Source organism: Synechococcus sp. R55.4, assembly GCF_047461935.1.
In the GTDB taxonomy this organism is placed as follows: domain Bacteria; phylum Cyanobacteriota; class Cyanobacteriia; order Thermostichales; family Thermostichaceae; genus Thermostichus.
Map to the genome: position 1 here is coordinate 51,067 of NZ_JANSIF010000001.1, position 18,322 is coordinate 69,388.

At 58.7% G+C, this 18,322-nt stretch carries 16 protein-coding genes; 7 read left to right on the top strand and 9 right to left on the bottom strand.

Features of this window, described 5'->3' with window-relative positions; translation table 11 throughout:
• Positions 1 to 720: 720 nt before the first annotated feature.
• From clpX to NW842_RS00265, 6 genes are all read left to right on the top strand, one after another.
• Entirely contained in the window at positions 721 to 2,067 is a 1,347-nt protein-coding gene (gene clpX / locus NW842_RS00240) for an ATP-dependent protease ATP-binding subunit ClpX (protein WP_414417236.1), read from the top strand.
• A 70-nt stretch (positions 2,068 to 2,137) separates the two neighbouring features.
• The gene (locus NW842_RS00245; RefSeq protein WP_414329043.1) at positions 2,138 to 2,827 is read left to right on the top strand and encodes a potassium channel family protein; all 690 of its coding nucleotides are present in this window, start codon (positions 2,138 to 2,140) and stop codon (positions 2,825 to 2,827) included.
• 59 nt (positions 2,828 to 2,886) lie between these two features.
• Entirely contained in the window at positions 2,887 to 4,311 is a 1,425-nt protein-coding gene (locus NW842_RS00250; RefSeq protein ID WP_414417237.1) for a TrkH family potassium uptake protein, read from the top strand.
• 242 nt (positions 4,312 to 4,553) lie between these two features.
• Positions 4,554 to 5,660, top strand: coding sequence for a phosphotransacetylase family protein (locus tag NW842_RS00255; RefSeq protein ID WP_414417238.1), 1,107 nt, complete (start codon positions 4,554 to 4,556; stop codon positions 5,658 to 5,660).
• A gap of 478 nt (positions 5,661 to 6,138) precedes the next feature.
• Positions 6,139 to 6,639, top strand: coding sequence for a ribonuclease H family protein (locus NW842_RS00260; protein ID WP_414417239.1), 501 nt, complete (start codon positions 6,139 to 6,141; stop codon positions 6,637 to 6,639).
• A gap of 95 nt (positions 6,640 to 6,734) precedes the next feature.
• Positions 6,735 to 8,378, top strand: a complete 1,644-nt coding sequence (locus NW842_RS00265; protein WP_414417240.1) for a DUF3352 domain-containing protein — start codon at positions 6,735 to 6,737, stop codon at positions 8,376 to 8,378.
• A 47-nt stretch (positions 8,379 to 8,425) separates the two neighbouring features.
• On the opposite strand, the gene NW842_RS00270 is transcribed toward NW842_RS00265, so the two are convergent.
• The 7 genes from NW842_RS00270 to NW842_RS00300 all read right to left on the bottom strand — a co-directional run bounded on the left by NW842_RS00270 (position 8,426) and on the right by NW842_RS00300 (position 16,466).
• A complete protein-coding gene (locus tag NW842_RS00270; RefSeq protein WP_414373340.1) occupies positions 8,426 to 9,169 on the bottom strand; it encodes a response regulator in 744 nt (247 codons plus the stop codon).
• A gap of 68 nt (positions 9,170 to 9,237) precedes the next feature.
• The gene (locus tag NW842_RS00275) at positions 9,238 to 9,996 is read right to left on the bottom strand and encodes a sensor histidine kinase (RefSeq protein WP_414351954.1); all 759 of its coding nucleotides are present in this window, start codon (positions 9,994 to 9,996) and stop codon (positions 9,238 to 9,240) included.
• A 109-nt stretch (positions 9,997 to 10,105) separates the two neighbouring features.
• Positions 10,106 to 11,557 carry a sensor histidine kinase gene (locus tag NW842_RS00280; protein WP_414417241.1) on the bottom strand — a complete coding sequence of 484 codons (1,452 nt, stop codon included), beginning with the start codon at positions 11,555 to 11,557 and terminating at the stop codon, positions 10,106 to 10,108.
• Between the two features lie 171 nt (positions 11,558 to 11,728).
• Entirely contained in the window at positions 11,729 to 12,715 is a 987-nt protein-coding gene (locus NW842_RS00285; protein ID WP_414413267.1) for a pentapeptide repeat-containing protein, read from the bottom strand.
• Between the two features lie 140 nt (positions 12,716 to 12,855).
• Positions 12,856 to 14,415, bottom strand: coding sequence for a hypothetical protein (locus NW842_RS00290; protein WP_414417242.1), 1,560 nt, complete (start codon positions 14,413 to 14,415; stop codon positions 12,856 to 12,858).
• A 156-nt stretch (positions 14,416 to 14,571) separates the two neighbouring features.
• Positions 14,572 to 15,465, bottom strand: a complete 894-nt coding sequence (locus tag NW842_RS00295) for a CoB--CoM heterodisulfide reductase iron-sulfur subunit B family protein (protein WP_414417243.1) — start codon at positions 15,463 to 15,465, stop codon at positions 14,572 to 14,574.
• 335 nt (positions 15,466 to 15,800) lie between these two features.
• Positions 15,801 to 16,466 carry a Crp/Fnr family transcriptional regulator gene (locus tag NW842_RS00300; protein ID WP_414356496.1) on the bottom strand — a complete coding sequence of 222 codons (666 nt, stop codon included), beginning with the start codon at positions 16,464 to 16,466 and terminating at the stop codon, positions 15,801 to 15,803.
• A 369-nt stretch (positions 16,467 to 16,835) separates the two neighbouring features.
• On the opposite strand from NW842_RS00300, the gene surE reads away from it, so the two are divergent.
• Complete coding sequence (surE, locus tag NW842_RS00305; protein WP_414373307.1) at positions 16,836 to 17,615, top strand: 5'/3'-nucleotidase SurE; 780 nt, start codon at positions 16,836 to 16,838, stop codon at positions 17,613 to 17,615.
• A 22-nt stretch (positions 17,616 to 17,637) separates the two neighbouring features.
• On the opposite strand, the gene NW842_RS00310 is transcribed toward surE, so the two are convergent.
• Together NW842_RS00310 and NW842_RS00315 are read right to left on the bottom strand one after the other, a co-directional pair.
• Positions 17,638 to 17,847 (bottom strand): pentapeptide repeat-containing protein, encoded by a 210-nt coding sequence (locus NW842_RS00310; protein ID WP_414328915.1) that lies wholly within the window; start codon positions 17,845 to 17,847, stop codon positions 17,638 to 17,640.
• Positions 17,844 to 18,317, bottom strand: a complete 474-nt coding sequence (locus NW842_RS00315) for an EVE domain-containing protein (RefSeq protein WP_414373305.1) — start codon at positions 18,315 to 18,317, stop codon at positions 17,844 to 17,846. Before NW842_RS00315 ends, NW842_RS00310 begins: the two co-directional genes overlap by 4 nt.
• Between the last annotated feature and the right edge of the window lie 5 nt (positions 18,318 to 18,322).

Below are 18,322 nucleotides of genomic sequence, written 5' to 3' on the forward strand. Positions count from 1 at the left end.
AGGGGGAAGCGAACGAAACACGGACAGTTCCTTCCCCTTTTTGGTTACAAAAAGGCGCGGCCACACCTCCAAAAAGTATCCAACTTAACTGAAGGATTCCTTTGCCAGTGCCAGATAAGTTCAACTATGATGGGATCAGCGGAGACGCATGTTTCCGTTCACTCCTCACACCATCTTCCGCTCGGCGTCAAGTCGGGCGGTTTTTCTATAAATCCGTCCAAAGGATGTATGACCATTCCCGATAGCAGCGAAACGGCTCACCCCTTCCATTTCCAGTTTTCCTCCTTGTAAGACACTTGGGGAGAACTGAGGCTGTGGCGTTTGCACGGGTAGCGCAGAGCGCTGGAGAAGCTTATGGTCACTTTGAAGCAAGAATGAAACACCTCCGTTGCATTGCTTCCCAGCTCCCTTTTGAAGAGTGGGTGGTCGCGGAAGCGGCACGGAGCGCTTGGGAAGTGTCTCAATCCAGTTTGAAATGACTATATCTCCAGTCTTTCCAGTTGATCCCCATGGGAATCTCTTGGCACCCTGCCCCCTTGGGGATCCGGAAACAAGCCCTACGAGCCCAGTGGAGATGCTAGACTAGTAGGTCAGTGAGATTCCACCAACTTCGGCCTCCTTACGCTTTCGCAGCCAATTTGCGACTGGATTGGAAGGTTTAGTTTTCTTCTGGCTTTTGCCGGATTAGGATAGCCAAGAGCAAGCAGCAACGAGGATCCCATGGCCAAATATGACTCCCATCTAAAGTGCTCCTTCTGCAACAAGTCACAGGATCAGGTGCGTAAGTTGATTGCGGGGCCGGGGGTCTACATCTGTGACGAGTGCGTGGAGCTCTGCAACGAGATTTTGGATGAGGAACTCTACGACGGCAACACTCCTCCTGCTGCCGCCCCTGCCGCCAGCCGTCGCGAAACCCCCAAAAAACCCTCCCGCAGCCTGCCTTCTCTGGCTCAGTTGCCCAAGCCGCATGAGATCATGCGCTATCTCGACCAATATGTGATTGGCCAAGAAAAAGCTAAGAAGGTTTTGTCGGTGGCGGTTTACAACCACTACAAGCGTCTGGCTGCCAAGGCCAACCCCGGTAGCGTCGGAGTTTCGGAACTGGATGAGGTGGAGCTACAGAAGTCCAACATTTTGATCATTGGCCCCACTGGCTCCGGCAAAACCCTGCTGGCGGAAACCCTGGCTCGCATGTTGGATGTGCCTTTTGCGGTTGCAGATGCTACCACCCTTACGGAAGCTGGCTATGTGGGCGAGGATGTGGAAAACATCCTGTTGCGCCTGCTGCAGGTGGCGGACATGGACGTAGAAGAGGCCCAGCGCGGCATCATCTACATCGACGAAATCGACAAAATTGCCCGCAAAAGCGAGAACCCCTCCATTACCCGCGATGTCTCCGGCGAGGGGGTGCAGCAGGCTTTGTTGAAGATGCTGGAAGGGACAATAGCCAACGTGCCTCCCCAGGGAGGGCGCAAGCACCCCTATCAAGACTGCATTCAAATCGACACTTCCAACATCCTCTTCATTTGCGGGGGGGCTTTTGTTGGCCTGGAAAAAGTAATCGAGCAGCGCATTGGCAAGAAATCGATGGGCTTTATCAAGCCAGGGGAGCAATTGTCGGTTAGCCGCGAGCAACGTATGGCCAATGCCCTCAAGGCTTTGGAGCCTGAAGACTTGATCAAGTACGGCATGATTCCCGAATTCACGGGGCGGCTCCCGGTAGTGGCGACTTTGGATCCGCTGGATGAGAAGGCGCTGGAGGCGATCCTGACGCAGCCCAAAAACGCCATTCTCAAGCAGGCGCAGAAGCTGTTGCGCATGGACGGGGTGGAACTGGAGTTTGAACCTGCCGCCATTGCTGCCATTGCCAAAGAGGCTTATCGCCGCAAGACCGGGGCTCGCGCCCTGCGGGCCATTGTGGAAGAGCTAATGCTGGATGTGATGTACGAGGCACCCTCCCGCCGCGACCTAAAGCACATCCGCATCACCGCAGAGATGGTGGAGCGCCGTTCCACCCGCGAGCTGATTCCTCACCCCTCTACGCTGCCCAAGCCTGAGTCGGCCTAGAGTCGCGGCCCTTCCGATCCCTGCTGGATGAACTTATGATCTGTTCTTGAAAGAGGGGGCAGGAGATCCTATGGCAGGGACTGCGTTCCGCTGGCGCGAACGACAGCGGGTGGATCGTGAATATGCGGTAATTGGTCTGGGGCGCTTTGGTTCTAGCTTGGCTCTCACCTTGATGGAGCGAGGGCACAATGTCTTGGGGATCGACCGCAGCCGTGAGATCGTGCAGCGCCTGGCGGATCAGCTGACGCAGGTGGTGGCACTCGATTCCAGCGATGAAGATGCGCTGCGAGCGGTGGATATCCTCTCCTTCGACACGGTGGTGGTGGCCATTGGCAGCGATTTTGAGAGCAATTTGCTGACGACGGTGGCCCTGAAAAGTCTGGGGGTGCGCAATGTGGTCTGTAAGGCGTCGACCGAGCGGCAACGCTCTATTCTCCTGCGAGTGGGGGCAGATCGGGTGGTGTTGCCGGAGCAAGAGGCAGGGCGCCGTTTGGCTCAGGTGTTGACAGCACCGGGGATCCTAGATCAGCTAGAGCTGGAGCCGGGCTACAGCATTACGGAATTACAGGTGCCGGAGGCGTTGGTGGGCCATACGCTGGCGGAGTCGGATCTGCGTCGCCGCTTCGGCATCACGGTGCTGGTGGTGAAGCGAAAGCAATCGCTGGTGGTCTCTCCCCCCGCAGACTACCTGCTGGAAAAGGGGGATTTGCTGGTGGTTCTGGGGGCCAATACCAACATCTCGCGGCTGAATGAGATGTAGGGAGGGATCCGATGAGAGAGGACTCCGCCCCGCTTCCGCGAGAGGAGGGGCCTGAGCGCTTGGTTCCACCAGTGCCATCCCGCGCCCGCCACCTGCCGACACCGGGCTCGGCATTGTCTCAGTCCTCTAGGGCCTTTGGGAATCGTCTGCAGTGGTTTTTCGGGGGGGACAGGCGTCGCCCGCTGCCACCGCCATTGCGCCTGGTTACAGGGTTGGGGCTCTTGGCAGTGGTGGGAACTCTGGTGCTCATGTTGCCGGGGATCGGGCGTGGGGATCCCTTGAGCTGGAATGAGGCGCTGTTTACGGCCATGTCGGCCCTGAGCGTGACGGGGCTCTCGACGATTGTGGCGGCGGAGGATCTCACCCTGTTGGGCCAGATTGTGCTGCTGATCCTGATTCAGATTGGCGGGGTGGGCTTCATGGTGTTGGCGGTGGTGGTGTTTCAATTGATCGGGCGGCGCATTTCCCTCCTCAATCGCTTGGCGCTGTGCAATTCGCTGGGGCTCATCGATCCGGGGGCGATCCTGGAATTGACTCGGCGGGTGCTGCTGGGGGTCACTCTCATTGAGTTGGGGGGGGCTCTGCTGCTCTGGGTGCACTGGCGGGATCTCTATGGGCCGGGGCGGGCAGTTTTTCTGGCTATTTTTCACGCGGTGTCGGCCTTTTGTAATGCAGGATTTGACCTGTTTGGCCGGGAAGGGATCCCTACAGACGGTCTGTCGCTGGCGATTTTGGCCGGTCTGATTTTTATCGGCGGTTTGGGCATCCCGGTTTTGTCGGATTTGTTAACCTGGCCGCGGGGCCACCGCCCCTCTCTGCACACCCGCATTACCCTAGGCGTGGTGGTGGTCTTGCTCTGCACGGGCGGCATTGGTTTGTTCTTGGGAGAGAGCTTGCCCGGTGGATCCCTGCTGGAGGTAAGCTGGCCCCACCGCTTGGGCCTGACGTTTTTTCAGTCGGTTTCTGCCCGAACGGCTGGGTTTGCCGGGATCCCCATTGAGGATTTGACCCCGGCAAGCCAGTTGCTGCTGATGGCTCTCATGTTTATTGGGGCAGCCCCAGCTTCTATGGGGGGCGGCATGACCACCGGCACCTTGGCGGTGTTGGTGTTGGCCTTGTGGGGCTATGCCCGCGGTTTGCCCAGCGCTCAAATTGCCGGGCGCAGTTTGGATCCCTCCATGGTGCGCAAGGCGGCAGCGGTGTTGACGGTTTCTCTGTTTGTGGTGTTGTTGGCCGCTTGGTTGATTTTGATAACCCACAGTAACAGTAGGTTGGATCCGGTGTTGTTTGAGGTGATCTCCGCCTTCGCCACCTGCGGCCTCTCGACAGGCTTCACTGGGGAGTTAAACTGGTTTGGCCAACTGATTATCGTGTTGGTGATGTTCTGGGGCCGGCTGGGGGCATTGACCATTGTCTTGGCCTTGGCCCAACAACAGCCTCGCCCGTTGGTGACCTACCCGGAAGAGCCGATCTTAATCGGTTAGCCCGGAACCGAGAAAAAAAGAGTCTGGTCGCGGCGGCGTTGCCCAGGTTCCAACATTGGTCTCTGGTTTTTGGGAACTTGAAGAGTAAGACTTTGCGTCCAAGCTTGCGTTCAACCTGCGTTTTAGTTCAAGAGACGGGAAATCCCCACCTTTGCTCAGATTCTGCACCGGCTTCTCCCCGAGTAGCCTTCGTTAGACTGAGTATCGGATTCCTTCGTCCCTCGCGTTACCGGGAGCCATCTGTGTCCAAGTTTCTTTTGATCGGTTCTACCGAGCCCTTCAGTGGTAAGTCGGCTGCCATCTTGGGTTTGGCCAAACACCTGCAGCAGCAAGGGATGAAAGTCACCTATGGGAAGCCCATCGGTTCTTGCGAGCGGGAGGATTGCTCGCTGGAAGGGGGCGATCCGGATATGCGCTTTGTGGCGGAGTCTCTGCGGCTGACGATTGACCAAATGCCGCCGATGCTGCTCCGGCTCAACGAAGAGGCTTTGCTGGCCCAAATGAAGCGAGCTCCCGAGGATCCAGCTCCAGAGTGCCCGGTTGCCCCTCTGTTGGAGTTTGTCCGGCGATCCCCTGCGGATTTGGTGCTGTTGGAAGGCCCAGCCGATCTTTATGAGGGGGAATTGTTTGGCTTGTCGCTGGCCAAGATGGCCCAAGCCCTGAATGCTCCGGTACTGCTGATCAATCGCTACCATTCCCCCTTGGCCGTCGATTCTCTTCTCTTTGTTCATCGCCAACTGGGATCCCATTTGGCAGGCGTGCTGCTGAACGATGTGCCGCCCGACCAGGTGCAACCGGCAAAAACGATCATTCGGCCTTTTTTGGAGGGACAAGGGATCCCGGTCTTGGGCATTTTGCCCTCCCATCGCATTTTGCGCAGCATCAGCGTTGGGGAGTTGGTGCGGCAACTGGATGCCGAGGTGCTCTGCTGTCCGGATCGGATGGACCTGATGGTTGAAGACATTGCGGTAGGGGCGATGAACGTCAACTCGGCCTTGAAGTACTTCCGTAAGCTGGATCACAAGGCGGTGATCACCGGCGGAGACCGCACCGATATTCAACTGGCCGCCCTAGAAACTTCCACCCTCTGCCTGATCTTGACCGGCAAGCTCCCTCTGGATCCCCGCATTCAGTCTCGAGCAGAAGAGCTGGAAGTGCCGATCCTCTCGGTGGATCTGGACACCTTCACCACCATCAACCGCATCGAACGGGTTTTTGGGCAGATTCGCCTGCACGAGGAGGTGAAAGTCCGCTGCATCCAAGAGCTAATGTCAGCGAATTTTGACTTTTCCCGTCTCTATGCTCATTTGGGCTTGACACAACCCCTAGTGTCGGCGGTAGGTGCATAAGAAAAGTTATTACTGGCTTCTCTATATTTGGTGTCTAAATAGATATTTCTTCGAGATTGAGCACTATATCTGATCAAGACGAAATAAGCTCAGTTTTGACGCGCTGGTCTCTAGTGTCTGATGCTTTCCAGTATCTGCAATGATTTCTGCAAAAAAACGCAGGGATCTATCGCCGGTTTGGCCTACTCACCGAATTCGAGAGATATCATGCGAGTATTCATCACCTCAACACACCACTCCTCCCCCAGATTTTCTGGGGGTTTTTGTTCGCGCCGTTTTGGCAGAATTTCCCTGTCTCTCTAACCTTACGTCACGTGAGCTGGTGTTGACGAGGTTTATACTACTGATAGTGTAAAGTAAAACTTTCCCGGAACTAGATACACTAAATAGTGGTGCTGGCACGCCCTTGTGCGGTAAGATGCAGTGTCTGTTGTCGAGCCGGGATCCCAAATCTTCCCGTTAGCATCGGATGAGCACCATGACCAAGGTTTCACGGATGCGCAGCCGCAAAGGAGCGCGCCCCAGCCGTCTGGCTGCCTGCCCCCGCAGCGGCATCTTCACGGACGGGGGATGTTCTCCTAACCCGGGGCCAGGGGGATGGGCCGTGGTGGTGGTTCAAGATGATCGGGTTGTGGAAGAGTTTTGGGGAGGGGATCCCGATAGCACCAGCAACCGCATGGAACTGACCGGCTTAATTCGGGCTTTGCGGTATTGCCGTGACACCCAAGGCAACAGCGTAGATACCATCTACAGCGACTCCCACCTTTGCGTACAGACCTACAACGACTGGATGGATCGCTGGGCAGCGCAGGGGTGGCGGCGGCGCACCGGGCCGGTGGAAAACTTGGATCTGGTTCAGGAACTGTATCAACTAAAGCAGCAGTGCCCTCAGGTGCAGGTGGTTTGGATCCAGGCTCACGAAGGGTTGCGCTGGAACGAGTACGTGGATGAGTTGGTCGCTCGCGCCCGGCCAAAGTAACAATTTCTACATATTCCGATGTATGAGGCTGCGATCACAGACAGGCTCTGAGTCCATCGCCTATCCTCAAGAGGACGGCTCGTCGCAGGTGTGATATGAAGACCCAACTTCAGTGCCGGTTTCGTCCTCTCTCCCTGACGTTGATGGCGGTGGGGGGCTCTTGGCTTCTGGGATCCTGCCAACTCAGAGGGCCACAGGTACAGTTGCCCGGCGATGTTCTGCCGGAAACCGCGCTGGTTCCCCAGTCGGCGCCCCTGGTGCTGACCTTTTCTACCCAACCGGAAGAATCTTTTCGCACTCACCCTGACCTTTTGGCCCAGTGGGAGAGCTGGACGGCAGAAGCTTTGGCTGAAACCGGCAAGGAATTCTCTCGGGAAGAGATGCAAGCTTGGGCTGGCGAGCAATTCACGATGGCAGTGGTGATCCCCAATCTGGTGCCCGGAGCTGCCGAGCCGGTGCCTGGGATCCTGTTTGGAGCCAGCACCCGCAACGCCGATTTGTCCGGGCAATTCTTGGCCCAGGTGCGGCAACAGGCAGCAGCAGAAGGGGCCAACTTCGAGCAGCGCCAGGAGCAGGGGGTCACCCTCTATGTGCAAACCAACGGAGAGCCGGGCGAGCGATGGGTAACTGCTGAGTTTGGCAACCGCTTTGTGGCAGTGGCCAACGACCCAAGGGTGATGCAGCAGGCGATTGCTGTGTATCGCGGCGAAGCAGAGCCGATTGGCCGCTCCGAAAGTTTCCGCACCGCTGTTGGCGATCTGTATAAGAGCGGCACGCTGGCCTTTGCCTACTTCAACTTCCAGGCTTTGCAGGAGGATCCCGAATCTTTCAAAGACTGGATGCAGGATCTGGATCCGGCGACGCTGGGATCCCTGCAACCCCTGCGCTCTTTGGCCATGGCTGCCCACTGGCAGGAGCAGGGCCTGCGGCTGCGCATATTGACCCAGACCGATCCGAAAACCCAGGTGCAGGGGGGGTGGCAAACGGCTCGCGGCGAACTCATTCAGCGGCTGCCCGGCAATGCCTTGGCGGTGCTGACCACCCAGCAGATTGCCCAGCGCTGGCAAGCCGTTATGCCTGAGCTGGAAAAAGATCCGCCGGTCAAAGAGTCGTTAGAGGAGCTGCGGGCTGAGTTTCGCGCCAATACCCGTTTGGACTTGGAAAAAGATCTGCTGGCTTGGATGGATGGGGAGATGGCCCTGCTGGTGGCACCGGATGCCCAGGCCCATCCCCTGTTGCAGGGCATGGGAGCAGCCTTGGTGATCGAGACCAGCCAAAAAGACAAGGCCAACGCGGCCCTGACTCAGTTGGATCGGCTGGCCCAAGAATCGGGAGTAGGGGTAACGGAGGCGGGTGGACAGGTGACGTGGGCGGATCCCTTGTTCAACCGACCGCTTCTGGTGCGGGCTTGGGAAGGCAACTACCTGATCGTTACCACCAGCACGGCAGCACTGCAAACGCTTGCCCAACGCCAGGGCAATTTGCTCCCTCGAACTGAGCCGCTGAAGACCCTCTACGATCAGTTGCCCAAGCCCAACTACGGCTACTTTTTGCTGAATTGGCAAGGGATCCGCACAGTGCTGGAGGCTACGCTGCCGGGCGGTTTGGCAAGCTTAGAGCCGGAGGCCCGCGAGCTGCTGACCCGCGTCGATGGGCTGGGCATTACCAGCTACCCTGCCGGGGATCACGCCTTTGGGGTGGAGCTGCTGGTTACTGTGCCACCAAAGCCCCAGCGATAAAACCGTGTCTCACGTTCTTCAGTCTTCCTAGGGGTTGGGGGTGAGGGCTATAGCCGAATTAGGCCATAGGTAAGGGCATAGCGAACCAGCTCGGTGCGGCTGCTGGTGCCCGTCTTGTTCAGCAGGCGGGTGACGTATTTTTCCACGTTGCGCACGCTGGTTTGCAGCTGCTTGGCAATCTCCTTGTTCATCAGCCCTTCTGCCACTTTTTCCAATACCTGTCGCTCGCGCGGCGTGAACTCTACCTTAATGGGTGGGGGCAAGGGAGTTGGGGCGGGGGGCTGAGAGGGACCGGTTGGGGGAAGAGTTCGCTCTGCCAGAAGCGCCCGAATGGAGGCCAGCTCGCGGGCGACCACTTCAGAAGGACTGGCTGCTCGGGATCGCTCAATGAGATTGGAGACGATGGCCACCAGCTCCTCCGGATCGAAGGGCTTGGGCAAATAGGCATCGACACCGGCCCGGTAACCCTGGATGCGGTCGGCGGTCATCCCCTTGGCGGTGAGGAACACCACCGGCAGATGGCTGTAGGGCTCGAGTTTTCGCAGTTGGGCCAAAAATTGATAGCCATCCATGCCCGGCATCATGATGTCGGAGATGATCAACTGAGGCTGGGCCGTGCTGAGCAGTTGCAGAGCCTGCTGGGCGTTGGCCGCCGGGATCACCTCAAAGCCGCTGTCCTCGAGGTAGGCTTGCACCGCTTCCCGTAAGCCGGGTTCATCATCTACTAGCAGAATGCGGGCTGCTGGACTGGCAGCAGGGGGTTCGGGTTTGGCTGGGGGAGAAGAGGCCATCTGCAGCTCCTGGGTAGCGTTCAAGCGTTTGGCGGCACCTGCCATCCCATATCTCTACAATCTTCCTACTAACCTGTGGGCAATCTCAGGCGAAAACAGGAGCCTTGGGGGGAGCTTTCCACCTGGAGATCTCCGCCCATCCGGGTGGCCAGGTCGCGGCTAATGGCCAACCCCAGCCCCTGCCCTGGCTTAGAAAGATCTGCCCGAAAAAAGGGATCGAAGATCCGCTCCAGGTTCTCAGGGTGGATGCCGGGGCCATTGTCACAGACGGCAACGAACACTTCCCGTTGCGAAGCAGTTGAGGGATCTTCACCCAACTCCACCCTCAGCCGGATCTCACCTGGGGGCGGGGTGTACTTGCAAGCGTTGTCGATCAAGTTATCAAGCACCTGGCGCAGGGCGCGCGGATCGGCTTGTACAGGGGGTAGGGAAGGGGGCAGGACGGCTTGAAAGTGGTGTCCCTGGGTTTCGGCCAAGGCTTGATAGATGGGAATCCACTCCCGCAGCAGGTCGGCCAAGGAGAGGGGCTGAAGCTGGAGGGGGGCCGGGATCCCGTCCAAACGCTCGAACTCCGCCAGCAGCTCCTGCAAATGCTTGCACTCCTGTTCAATGCTCAGGCCAATCCAGTGGTTGCGATCCTCGGGGGGCAAGCGTTTTTGTAATAACTTGGCCAGCGTGCTCAGGGCGGTGAGAGGATTGCGCATTTCGTGAAGCAAAGTGGAAAGCTGCTGGGCAGAAAGAGTGACCCCCTTGACCTTGGGTTCTCCGGCTCCGCAGACGGGTTCAGGCTCTGGATGGTGTTCAGCAACTTTTCTGGCTCTCGGCATGGATCCAATCTCTAGACTCTCCCGGCGCTGGCAGATCGATCCTAGCCCCATCTTCCCTGGGTTCCGCCACATCAGCGTTGAGACGGTATCGGGATCCCAACCGGGTGGCTTATAGCTGGCGGGGCAGGTAGATGTTGAGAATTTCCCCCCGACGGGCGCGATGGCGCACGGTGAGGTAGCCCCCCAAGGCGCGGAACAGAGTTTGGGTGACGGGAAGGCTGAGGCTCACTGCACCTGTGTCCGGCTGCACGACCAACAACTGCCCAATGGCCTGAGGGGATTTGGGCTCTGAGGCAGCAGCGACGTTGTTGTCCTCAGGGGTGTTGACCTGAAACTGGAGTTTGACCAGCTCCCCTGCGCTGACCAACTGGGCGCGAATGTGGCTGCCAGCCGGCGTGCTGCGGGCAATGCGGTCGACCATGCCAAACAGCACCGCTTCCAGCGCCTTGGGATCGCTGACCACATCCGGCAGCTCATCGGGAATCTCCAACTCCAGTTGGGATCCCCGCCGTTCCACCTGCTCCTGCCAGCGAGGCAGGTTTTGCCGCACCAAGTCCACCAGCGCAATGGGCTCTAGCTGAAGCCGACGCCCCTCCCCTGGGGTGGCAGTGGGCATCACCGTTTCTGTAGCCTGGAAAAACAGCCCGAAGCGGTTGATTTGCTCGGTACATTCGCGGTCAATTTTCTCCACGTATTCCCGTACCCGCGACGGCAGATCGTGCCGCTTCAGGATGAGACTAACCAAGGTGCGGATGGTGCTGAGGGGCGTCTGGATCTCGTGGATGAGAGCCCGCAACAGTTCTGCCTCCGAAAGGCTGTTCTGTTGGCCTTGACCGGCAGGCTGGCCATGGGAAGGAGGAGACCGCCGCTTCTGCCAATCTTCTGGCCGGGTTGTGGGCGCAGGGGAGTTCTCGGCTCTGGCGGGGGGTAAGCGAGCGGGCGGGGATCCCGACTCGGCCAGGTTTCCCAGCAGAAGAAGGCTGCTGAAGCGGGCCAGCACCCGCACATGAGGCTCCATGAGGGGATGGTGCTTGATCAGCTCCTGCCAGAAGGGCAAGCGATCCGGCCTACCCTGTTGAACCCGCTGCTCTAGGATCTGCCAAGCCCGATGCACCACTTCCGGCTCAAAAGACACCATCATCCCCCTCTGCCGCGTGTGGGGGTGATGCCCTTGGGCGGCCACCGCCGAAAAAACAGGGGTGAGCACCAGCAAAAAAGGCTCCTCCACCAGGGGATCCTGCGGCAGGAGAGGGATCACCGTCTGGCCAGGGGTCAGAATCGACTCAGGGGACAAGTCGGGGGTAAACAGCCAGGGATCTTCACGGGCCAGCTCCCGCAGCTTCAGGTTCGGTTCTGGAGCGTCAATGGGCGACGGCAGTTGAGGCAGCGGATCCCGAACCACCCAGGGGGGCCACCAAGACACCGGCCCACCGATCACCACCCCAAACTGTCCAACTTCTTGCCATAGCTGGAGCAGGGCTGCCACCGTCTGCTGCCAGGAGCGCTCTCCTGCCCCCGGCAACCATTCCGGCAAGGGCAGATCGGCCCACAAAGCTTCCATCAAGGACAGAAATCGGCGGCTGTTCACGGATCTCTTTGACCCATCCTTCCCTTGTAGGGTAGCGGTTGTGGCCCCTCTGGGGCAGGGGAAAACCTCACCTTTTCCGGGGCGGATCCCCGTCTCACTCAGGGACAAGAATCCTCGTCCTCATACGGTAGCGAGTCTGTCCAATCAGCCTACCCGTCCATCCGGCAGAGTTGCCCCGCGCAAATTGGCCCCGCTGAGGTTGGCTGTGCTCAGATCGGCTCGGGTTAGGATTGCCTCGCCGAGATCGGCATTTTCCAGGTTGGTGCGGCCCAAATAGGCATCCACCAGGTTGGCACACCGCAAATCGGCCCCGGCCAGATTGGCCCGACTGAGATCCGTCCGCGCCAGTTTGGCCGAGCACAAAGAACTCGCGGAAAGATCGGCCCCGGCCAGATCCGCCTCGCTTAAGTTGGCCTCTGTCAAATTCACCTGGCGAAGTATCGCCTCCTTCAAGTTGGCCCGCGCCATCTGCGCCCCTTGCAGGTCTGCCCCCAAAAAAGAAACCCCCCTCAGGTCGGTCTCGCTCAGGATGGCCCCTTGCAAACGGGCTTGCTGCAGATTGGCCCCTTGCAAGTTGGCTTTGATCAGACTGGCCTCTTTCAGGTTGGCCCCGCTCAGGTCGGCCCGCGTCAAATCCGCTCCCGACAGGTTGGCTCCGCTGAGATCGGCGCGGCTGAGGTTGGCGTTGCGCAGTACCGCTCCCCGGCGGCTATCGAAACGGAGATTGGCCCCCCGCAGGCAAGCCCCTCCCAAGTTGGCACTGGTGAGGTTGGCCCAGCGCAGATCCGCATCCAGCAGGTTGGCATCGATCAACAGGGCCAGCGTTAGGTTGGCCCCATGCAAATCTGCCCCTTGTAGGGTGGTGCCGTGCAACTGGGCATCTCTGAGATCCGCCTCGCTCAAGTCCGCCTGGCTGAGGTTGGCCCCACCAAGGTTAGCCCCGACGAGGTTGGCCTTCTGCAGCTTGGCCCGCCCCAAGAAGGCGAAGATCAAATTGGCACTGTGCAGGTTTGCTTGGGAGAGATCCACCCCGATCAAATCGGCCCGGCTCAGGTCAAGGGCGGCCAGGTTCTCGCCGGCAAAGTTGATCCGTCCTGCCCGGTAAAGCCGAAGCAGATCCTTGGCATCCATAGAAGAGAGGGGAGAGCTCAGAGAAGTGAGAGAGGAGCTGCACTGGTGGTTATTCTAGATAAGGATCCGGGCGTTTCCCCAGCACTCTGCGCAGCTGATCGCCAGTGTTGAACGGGATCCCCGAACAGCGGGTTTGAGCTTCAAACCAGCCCGAACAGACGGCGCTCTGCCTCCTCCATGCGATCCAAGAAAGCAGCAAATTTGGTGGAGATCTCCCCCACTTCCTGCAAAAAGGCGCGTAGTGTTTGGTACTTGAGAACCAAGGCTTCCTCTAGGGTGCAGGTTTGGAACTGCTCATCCAACGCCTTGCCCAACTCGCTCAGGGCCTGTTCGATAGCAGCTTTGACAGAGCCGACGCTGCGCCGCACCAGACGCATCACCTCCTGCTCCAACTGCGGCTTTTGCTGGGCCAGCTCGCTGCTGGCCAACACCTGTCTTAGGGAAGCATAGGGATCCGCCAGCTCAGCGGGCATTTCGGTAACCGCCTCCGGCAAAGCGTATTCCCCACTGCTGACGTGAGGGGGCTGCACCAAGCGCCACTCCGATTGTTCTAGCTTTTTCAAGATCCCCATGAACATCGCAGCGGATCCCTCGACATCCCTCAAGAAGCCGCGCAGCACCTGGTGTTTGAGGGTCAGATATTGGACGGGATCCTCATCCTGCAGACCTTCGTCCAGGGCGTTGCCCAACTCGCTTAGGGTGTTCTCGATGGCAACCATCAAGGATCCGGCGCTGTGATGGAGCAGTTGGCGGCAGGACTCTGGGATCTCCTGTCGCAGGTCAGAAGAGGGGCCGGGTGGTGTTGTCCAGGTTGCAAAAGCCAGAGGATCTGCAGGTTCTTCCTCATCTTCTGGGATCCCAGCGTCAATCCAAGTCATGGGGCTGGCCAGGGACTCTGCCTCGCCCGCGCGAGCGGCATCTTCGGTATTCAGCCAATCCAGATTGGCGGAGAGAGGCTCAGCAGCCAATCCTCCGCCGGGGAGGGTCGCTGGGGGCACGTCAACGTAAAGAGGCTTCAGCATCTGCAGCACAGCATTGGCGGCTTGGCCATCCTGATCCGGCTCCTGCAACTGCTGCACCGCCTCCTTCAGCCGGGCTTCCAGTTCTTGGGGGGAGGCGCAGGCATCGTAGAGGGCTCTGAGCAGCTCGTCCAGGCTGTAGCGCCGCAGGGCCGCCAACCCCTGCAGAGTAGGCTCTACTTTGTGGTACAAAGCCGTGAACAGAACCAGCTTGGCCCGCAAAGGGCTGGTTTGCCGCATCACCCCTGCCCGCAGCTCGAAGGGATCGTAGTCTTGCTTTTGCAGTCGTGGGCTTCCATACTCCAAGGACAAGATAGGCGAGGGTGCGGCCCAAGCTGATGGCTCCTTGGGCGAGGGCATGAGTGGGCTAGAGGGATCCGCTTGGGGCTGTTGATACAGGGGCTGTAGCTTGCTTAGCAGCATCTTGGCGATGCGAGCATACTCGGCTTTTTTGTTGATGCGGCTGATGGCCTCTCGAAAGCGCTGGCCCAAAGCATCAAGGGTAGCGTGCTGGCGGCAGAGCTGCTCCAGCAGAGCTTTCAGGTCTATTTGGTTCAACTTGCTGACATCGCTTTCCCAAGTGCTGGTGCAGGCAAAGTAAACCAGCTTTTTCACTCGGTCTGCGTACCCGCCCTGCTGCACTTCTTGCACAACAAGGCCAAAGGGATCCGAGACAACCATAGGGAGCTGCTAAGCAGGAGTAGGTGGATCTAAGCTTACGAGGATCTTTGCGGTTTTTGAACAAGGACGGGTACCTTGCTGGGCAGAATAGCATATCCTTCCCAGGCAGAACCCACCTGATGTTTGCCCAGGGATCCCCCAGCCATCAAGTGGGATTTAGCGGCCTATTTTTTGCAGGGCTTTTTCCACCTGTACTACATGGCGGTTCAGTCCCAAGTTTTCCGCCGGGATCCCCAGGGCCAGGCCCACCAATTGTGGCAAATGCAGGATCGGGATCCCCAGCTTGCGCCCGATCACCTCTTCCACCTCCGGCTGCCGAGAGTCCAAGTTGAGGTGACACAGGGGACAGGGGGTGACCAAACAATCCGCTCCCGCCTCTATGGCCTCCAGAAGATGCCGGCCTGCCATCGAGAAAGACTGCTGCGGGGCATAGCTGGAAATGGGCCAGCCGCAACACTGGGTGCGCCCGCGATACCAAACAGGGGTGGCCCCCAAACGCTCGAAGAGATCCTCCATCAAACGGGGATCCCGTGCCACATCGAAGCGGGAGATGTCGTAGGCCCGCAACAGATAACACCCGTAGAAGGCAGCGCAGCGCAGCCCCAAGAGGGGCCGCTTGACCTGTTGGGCCAATCGCTCCAGGCCGTAGTCATGAACCAGCACCCACAGCAAATGGCGCACATCGCCTGTGCCCTGGTAACGGCTCTCACAGCCCCCTTTCTGGCACAGGGCTTGCACCTGGTGAAAGTACTCTGGATTCGCGGTTTTCGCAGCTTTTAACTTTTCATTCACGCGGCCCAACACCCCCTGACAGGTGCTGCAGTGGGTGAGCATCGGCAACCCCAGCGCCTCGGCCAAAGCCAGGTTGCGGGCATTTACCGTATCTTCCAGCAGCTCCGATTCTTCTTTGAAGGTGCCAGAACCACAGCAAGAAGCAGCCTCCAGCTCCACCAGTTCAATGCCCAGATGCCGCGCAATCTGGTCGGTGGAGTCGTACAGCTCACGACAGGCCCCTTGGGCCACACAGCCGGGGTAGTAGGCGTAGCGCAAAGGTGAAGGAACAACAGCGCCGACATTCTCCCTGCCCTAAATGGCAAGGATTCTTTCCCAGGTTGCAGGATGACTCCTACTTCCTGGGCTACACCACCTTTGCAAGTGGTGAGGGATGCTATGACCCCAACTACTGGGATGAACTCCCAGATACTTTCCCTGTTGACACTGCGCCATATTCAAGTTGGCGGAGTTCATTCAACACCATAGCACAAAGCCGACCTGGTTGCGTCAGCGGGCCGTAGGCCTTAGGGCGGGGCTGGCAACCCAGTTTTCTTGGTCAGCAGTGCAGTTTTTGACAGGGTGCCGTAGGCATAACGCTTTAGACAGCAGGGCTAGGCGCTGGCCGCCTTCTTCGGAGTGGGCTGGAGCTTCACCCCGTTGGGAATGCAGATTAAGTTTTGATCCAGCACCTGCACAAACCCTTTCGAGCGCAGGGATCCCAGAAGGCGAGTCACCGTCACACGAGTGGCCCCAATGGCATCCCCAATCTGGGCGTGGGTAAGGGGCCAGGGAAGATACATCCCCTGTTCACAGGGCTGCCCATACTCCTCGATCAACAGGCTCAAAAAGCCCTTGAGGCGGTCGATGGCGCGCCGTTGGCCCAAGTTTCCCAACCACAGCAGCTTCCGTTGCAGTTGCTGGCGAAAGTTTTCCTGGACTTTCTGGTGCAAGTAGGGCCACTGCTCCAGGTCTTGCCAGTAGAACCACATCACCGTGGTGCGGTCGGCGTGGGTGCAGGCTTTTAACTCAAAGCGCTCTGGGTTGCTCAGCTCAAAGGGAAACCCAGCCGTGATAAACCCAACAAAGACCTCCCGCCGCTCTGGAGTTTGGCTGACCAAGCGCACCACCCCCTCTTGGGTGATGTACACCAATCCCGGACGGGTGGGGATGCGCACGTCTTTGGGAAAGGTGCGACAGCGGTAGTGCTCCTCGGCCCACTGGCAAAGCTCACGCCATTCCTGAGCCTCTGTTGCCGATGTGATGGAAACAAGTGACATGAGATCAACTTCCTGTCGCTCGAGCGACCTGATGGGTTTTACAGACTCCCCAGCTTTGCCCCGCTGTTCGCTTTAGCGGGAAGGAGTCTCAAGGGGATATGGATGAGGAAACAGCAAGATGCAAACAAGAAGGCACAACAAAGAGGAAGGAAACCGCAGGGTTTACTTTACCTTAGCTTCATAATGGCACTTGACCTCATGGGGTGACATTGTGTTCCTACTGATATTGTTCGAAAGGCTACGTCCAATAATAACCTCAAGAGGCCGTGAATTTTCAGATTTCGTCGCTGAACTTGGCTACCTGAGGGATCAGAGCGGATCGTTGGGTCAGACTGGTGTATGTCTAAGGGCGGGTGTGGGGTGGCTGCGATGAACATTCTCATCAGCAACGATGATGGCATCCAGGCGGCGGGGGTACGTTGTCTGGCCGCTGCTCTGGCTCGGCTGGGCGCACATCAGATCACGGTGGTCTGTCCGGATCGGGAGCGCTCGGCCACCGGCCATGCCTTGACGTTGCACAAGCCGCTGCGGGTGGATCCGGTGCGGGAAGGATTTCCCCCAGGAGTGCAGGCCTGGGCCTGTTCGGGCACACCTTCCGACTGTGTCAAGTTAGGTCTGGACGGGCTATTGGATCATCCTCCCGATTGGGTGATTTCCGGCATCAATCAGGGAGCCAATCTGGGCACCGACGTGCTCTACTCCGGCACCGTATCGGCAGCGATGGAAGGGCTGCTGGAAGGGATCCCCAGTTTGGCGGTGAGCCTGGCCAGCTTTACCCATCAGGATTTTCAGCCGGCAGCGCAAGTGGTGCTGACGTTGCTGGAGAAACTGAGCTTGAAGCCCTTGGGGGAGCCCATGCTGTTGAATGTGAATGTGCCGCCATTGTCGGCTGCCGAGATGCGCGGCATGGTTCTAGCTCCTCTGGGCTGGCGCAAATACACCGATATCTACGAGAAGCGGGTGGATCCGCGCGGCAAGGCCTACTACTGGCTGGCAGGAGAGGTGGTGGAAGAGGGGGTGGATCCCCGCTCGGATGTGCGGGCCGTTGCGGAAGGCTATGTATCGATTACGCCCCTGCAGCCGGATCTGACGGCCTACGCGGCCTTTGATAGCTTACAGCGCTGGGGGCTCTCAGCTTTTGGCTCATGAATTTTAAGCCGGTGAGCTGGGGTCAGCGCCGAACAATGTCATCCCCTCCAAATTTTGGGTCGAACTCGGCGGGAAAGCGGGTGTTGGCACTGTAGATTGCCCCTTCCAGAAAAGCGCTCTTTAGGTTGTCCATCGACAGATTGGCCCCTCGCAAATCCGCCCCCGTTAGATCCGCCCCACTTAGGTCGGCGCCACGCAAATTGGCCCCACTCAGGTTGGCCTCGCCCATCATAGAGGAGACTGCGTAGAAACTCCCGTCAGCGCCAGCAATCGTTTCGCCACCCCTTCGGCAACCGGCATGACCGACAGTCGCGTGCCCCGTCGTACTACTTCCAGCTCCTCTGGGGTGAAGGTGTCTCGCAATTCAGCCAAAGGGATCAATCGCCCAAAGGCTGAGACAAACCGCACTCGCACCGTATGCCAGCGGGGATCCTCGCGGGTAGATTTGGGATCATAGTAGGGGCTGGCAGGGTCGAATTGGCTGGGATCCACCACGTGGGTTTCCAGGATCTCCATCAAACCGGCAATTCCGGGTGGCTCGGCATTGGAATGGTAGAAAAAGGCGCGATCCCCAGGCTGCATTGCCTTCAGATAGTTGCGGGCTTGGTAGTTGCGCACGCCATCCCAAAGGGTTTGGCCTTCCCGCTGCAGATCCCAGATGCTGTAAACGCTGGGCTCAGATTTCATCAGCCAGTAGTTCATGGGGC

Bases quoted from the DNA above. Each gene is read 5' to 3' on its own strand.
- NW842_RS00260 (WP_414417239.1), top strand. From the start codon at position 6,139: ATGACCAAGGTTTCACGGATGCGCAGCCGCAAAGGAGCGCGCCCCAGC.
- NW842_RS00315 (WP_414373305.1), bottom strand. From the start codon at position 18,317: ATGAACTACTGGCTGATGAAATCTGAGCCCAGCGTTTACAGCATCTGG.
- NW842_RS00285 (WP_414413267.1), bottom strand. From the start codon at position 12,715: ATGGATGCCAAGGATCTGCTTCGGCTTTACCGGGCAGGACGGATCAAC.
- NW842_RS00290 (WP_414417242.1), bottom strand. From the start codon at position 14,415: ATGGTTGTCTCGGATCCCTTTGGCCTTGTTGTGCAAGAAGTGCAGCAG.
- NW842_RS00275 (WP_414351954.1), bottom strand. From the start codon at position 9,996: ATGCCGAGAGCCAGAAAAGTTGCTGAACACCATCCAGAGCCTGAACCC.
- surE (WP_414373307.1), top strand. From the start codon at position 16,836: ATGAACATTCTCATCAGCAACGATGATGGCATCCAGGCGGCGGGGGTA.
- NW842_RS00300 (WP_414356496.1), bottom strand. From the start codon at position 16,466: ATGTCACTTGTTTCCATCACATCGGCAACAGAGGCTCAGGAATGGCGT.
- NW842_RS00245 (WP_414329043.1), top strand. From the start codon at position 2,138: ATGGCAGGGACTGCGTTCCGCTGGCGCGAACGACAGCGGGTGGATCGT.
- clpX (WP_414417236.1), top strand. From the start codon at position 721: ATGGCCAAATATGACTCCCATCTAAAGTGCTCCTTCTGCAACAAGTCA.
- NW842_RS00310 (WP_414328915.1), bottom strand. From the start codon at position 17,847: ATGATGGGCGAGGCCAACCTGAGTGGGGCCAATTTGCGTGGCGCCGAC.
- NW842_RS00280 (WP_414417241.1), bottom strand. From the start codon at position 11,557: ATGGAAGCTTTGTGGGCCGATCTGCCCTTGCCGGAATGGTTGCCGGGG.
- NW842_RS00270 (WP_414373340.1), bottom strand. From the start codon at position 9,169: ATGGCCTCTTCTCCCCCAGCCAAACCCGAACCCCCTGCTGCCAGTCCA.
- NW842_RS00265 (WP_414417240.1), top strand. From the start codon at position 6,735: ATGAAGACCCAACTTCAGTGCCGGTTTCGTCCTCTCTCCCTGACGTTG.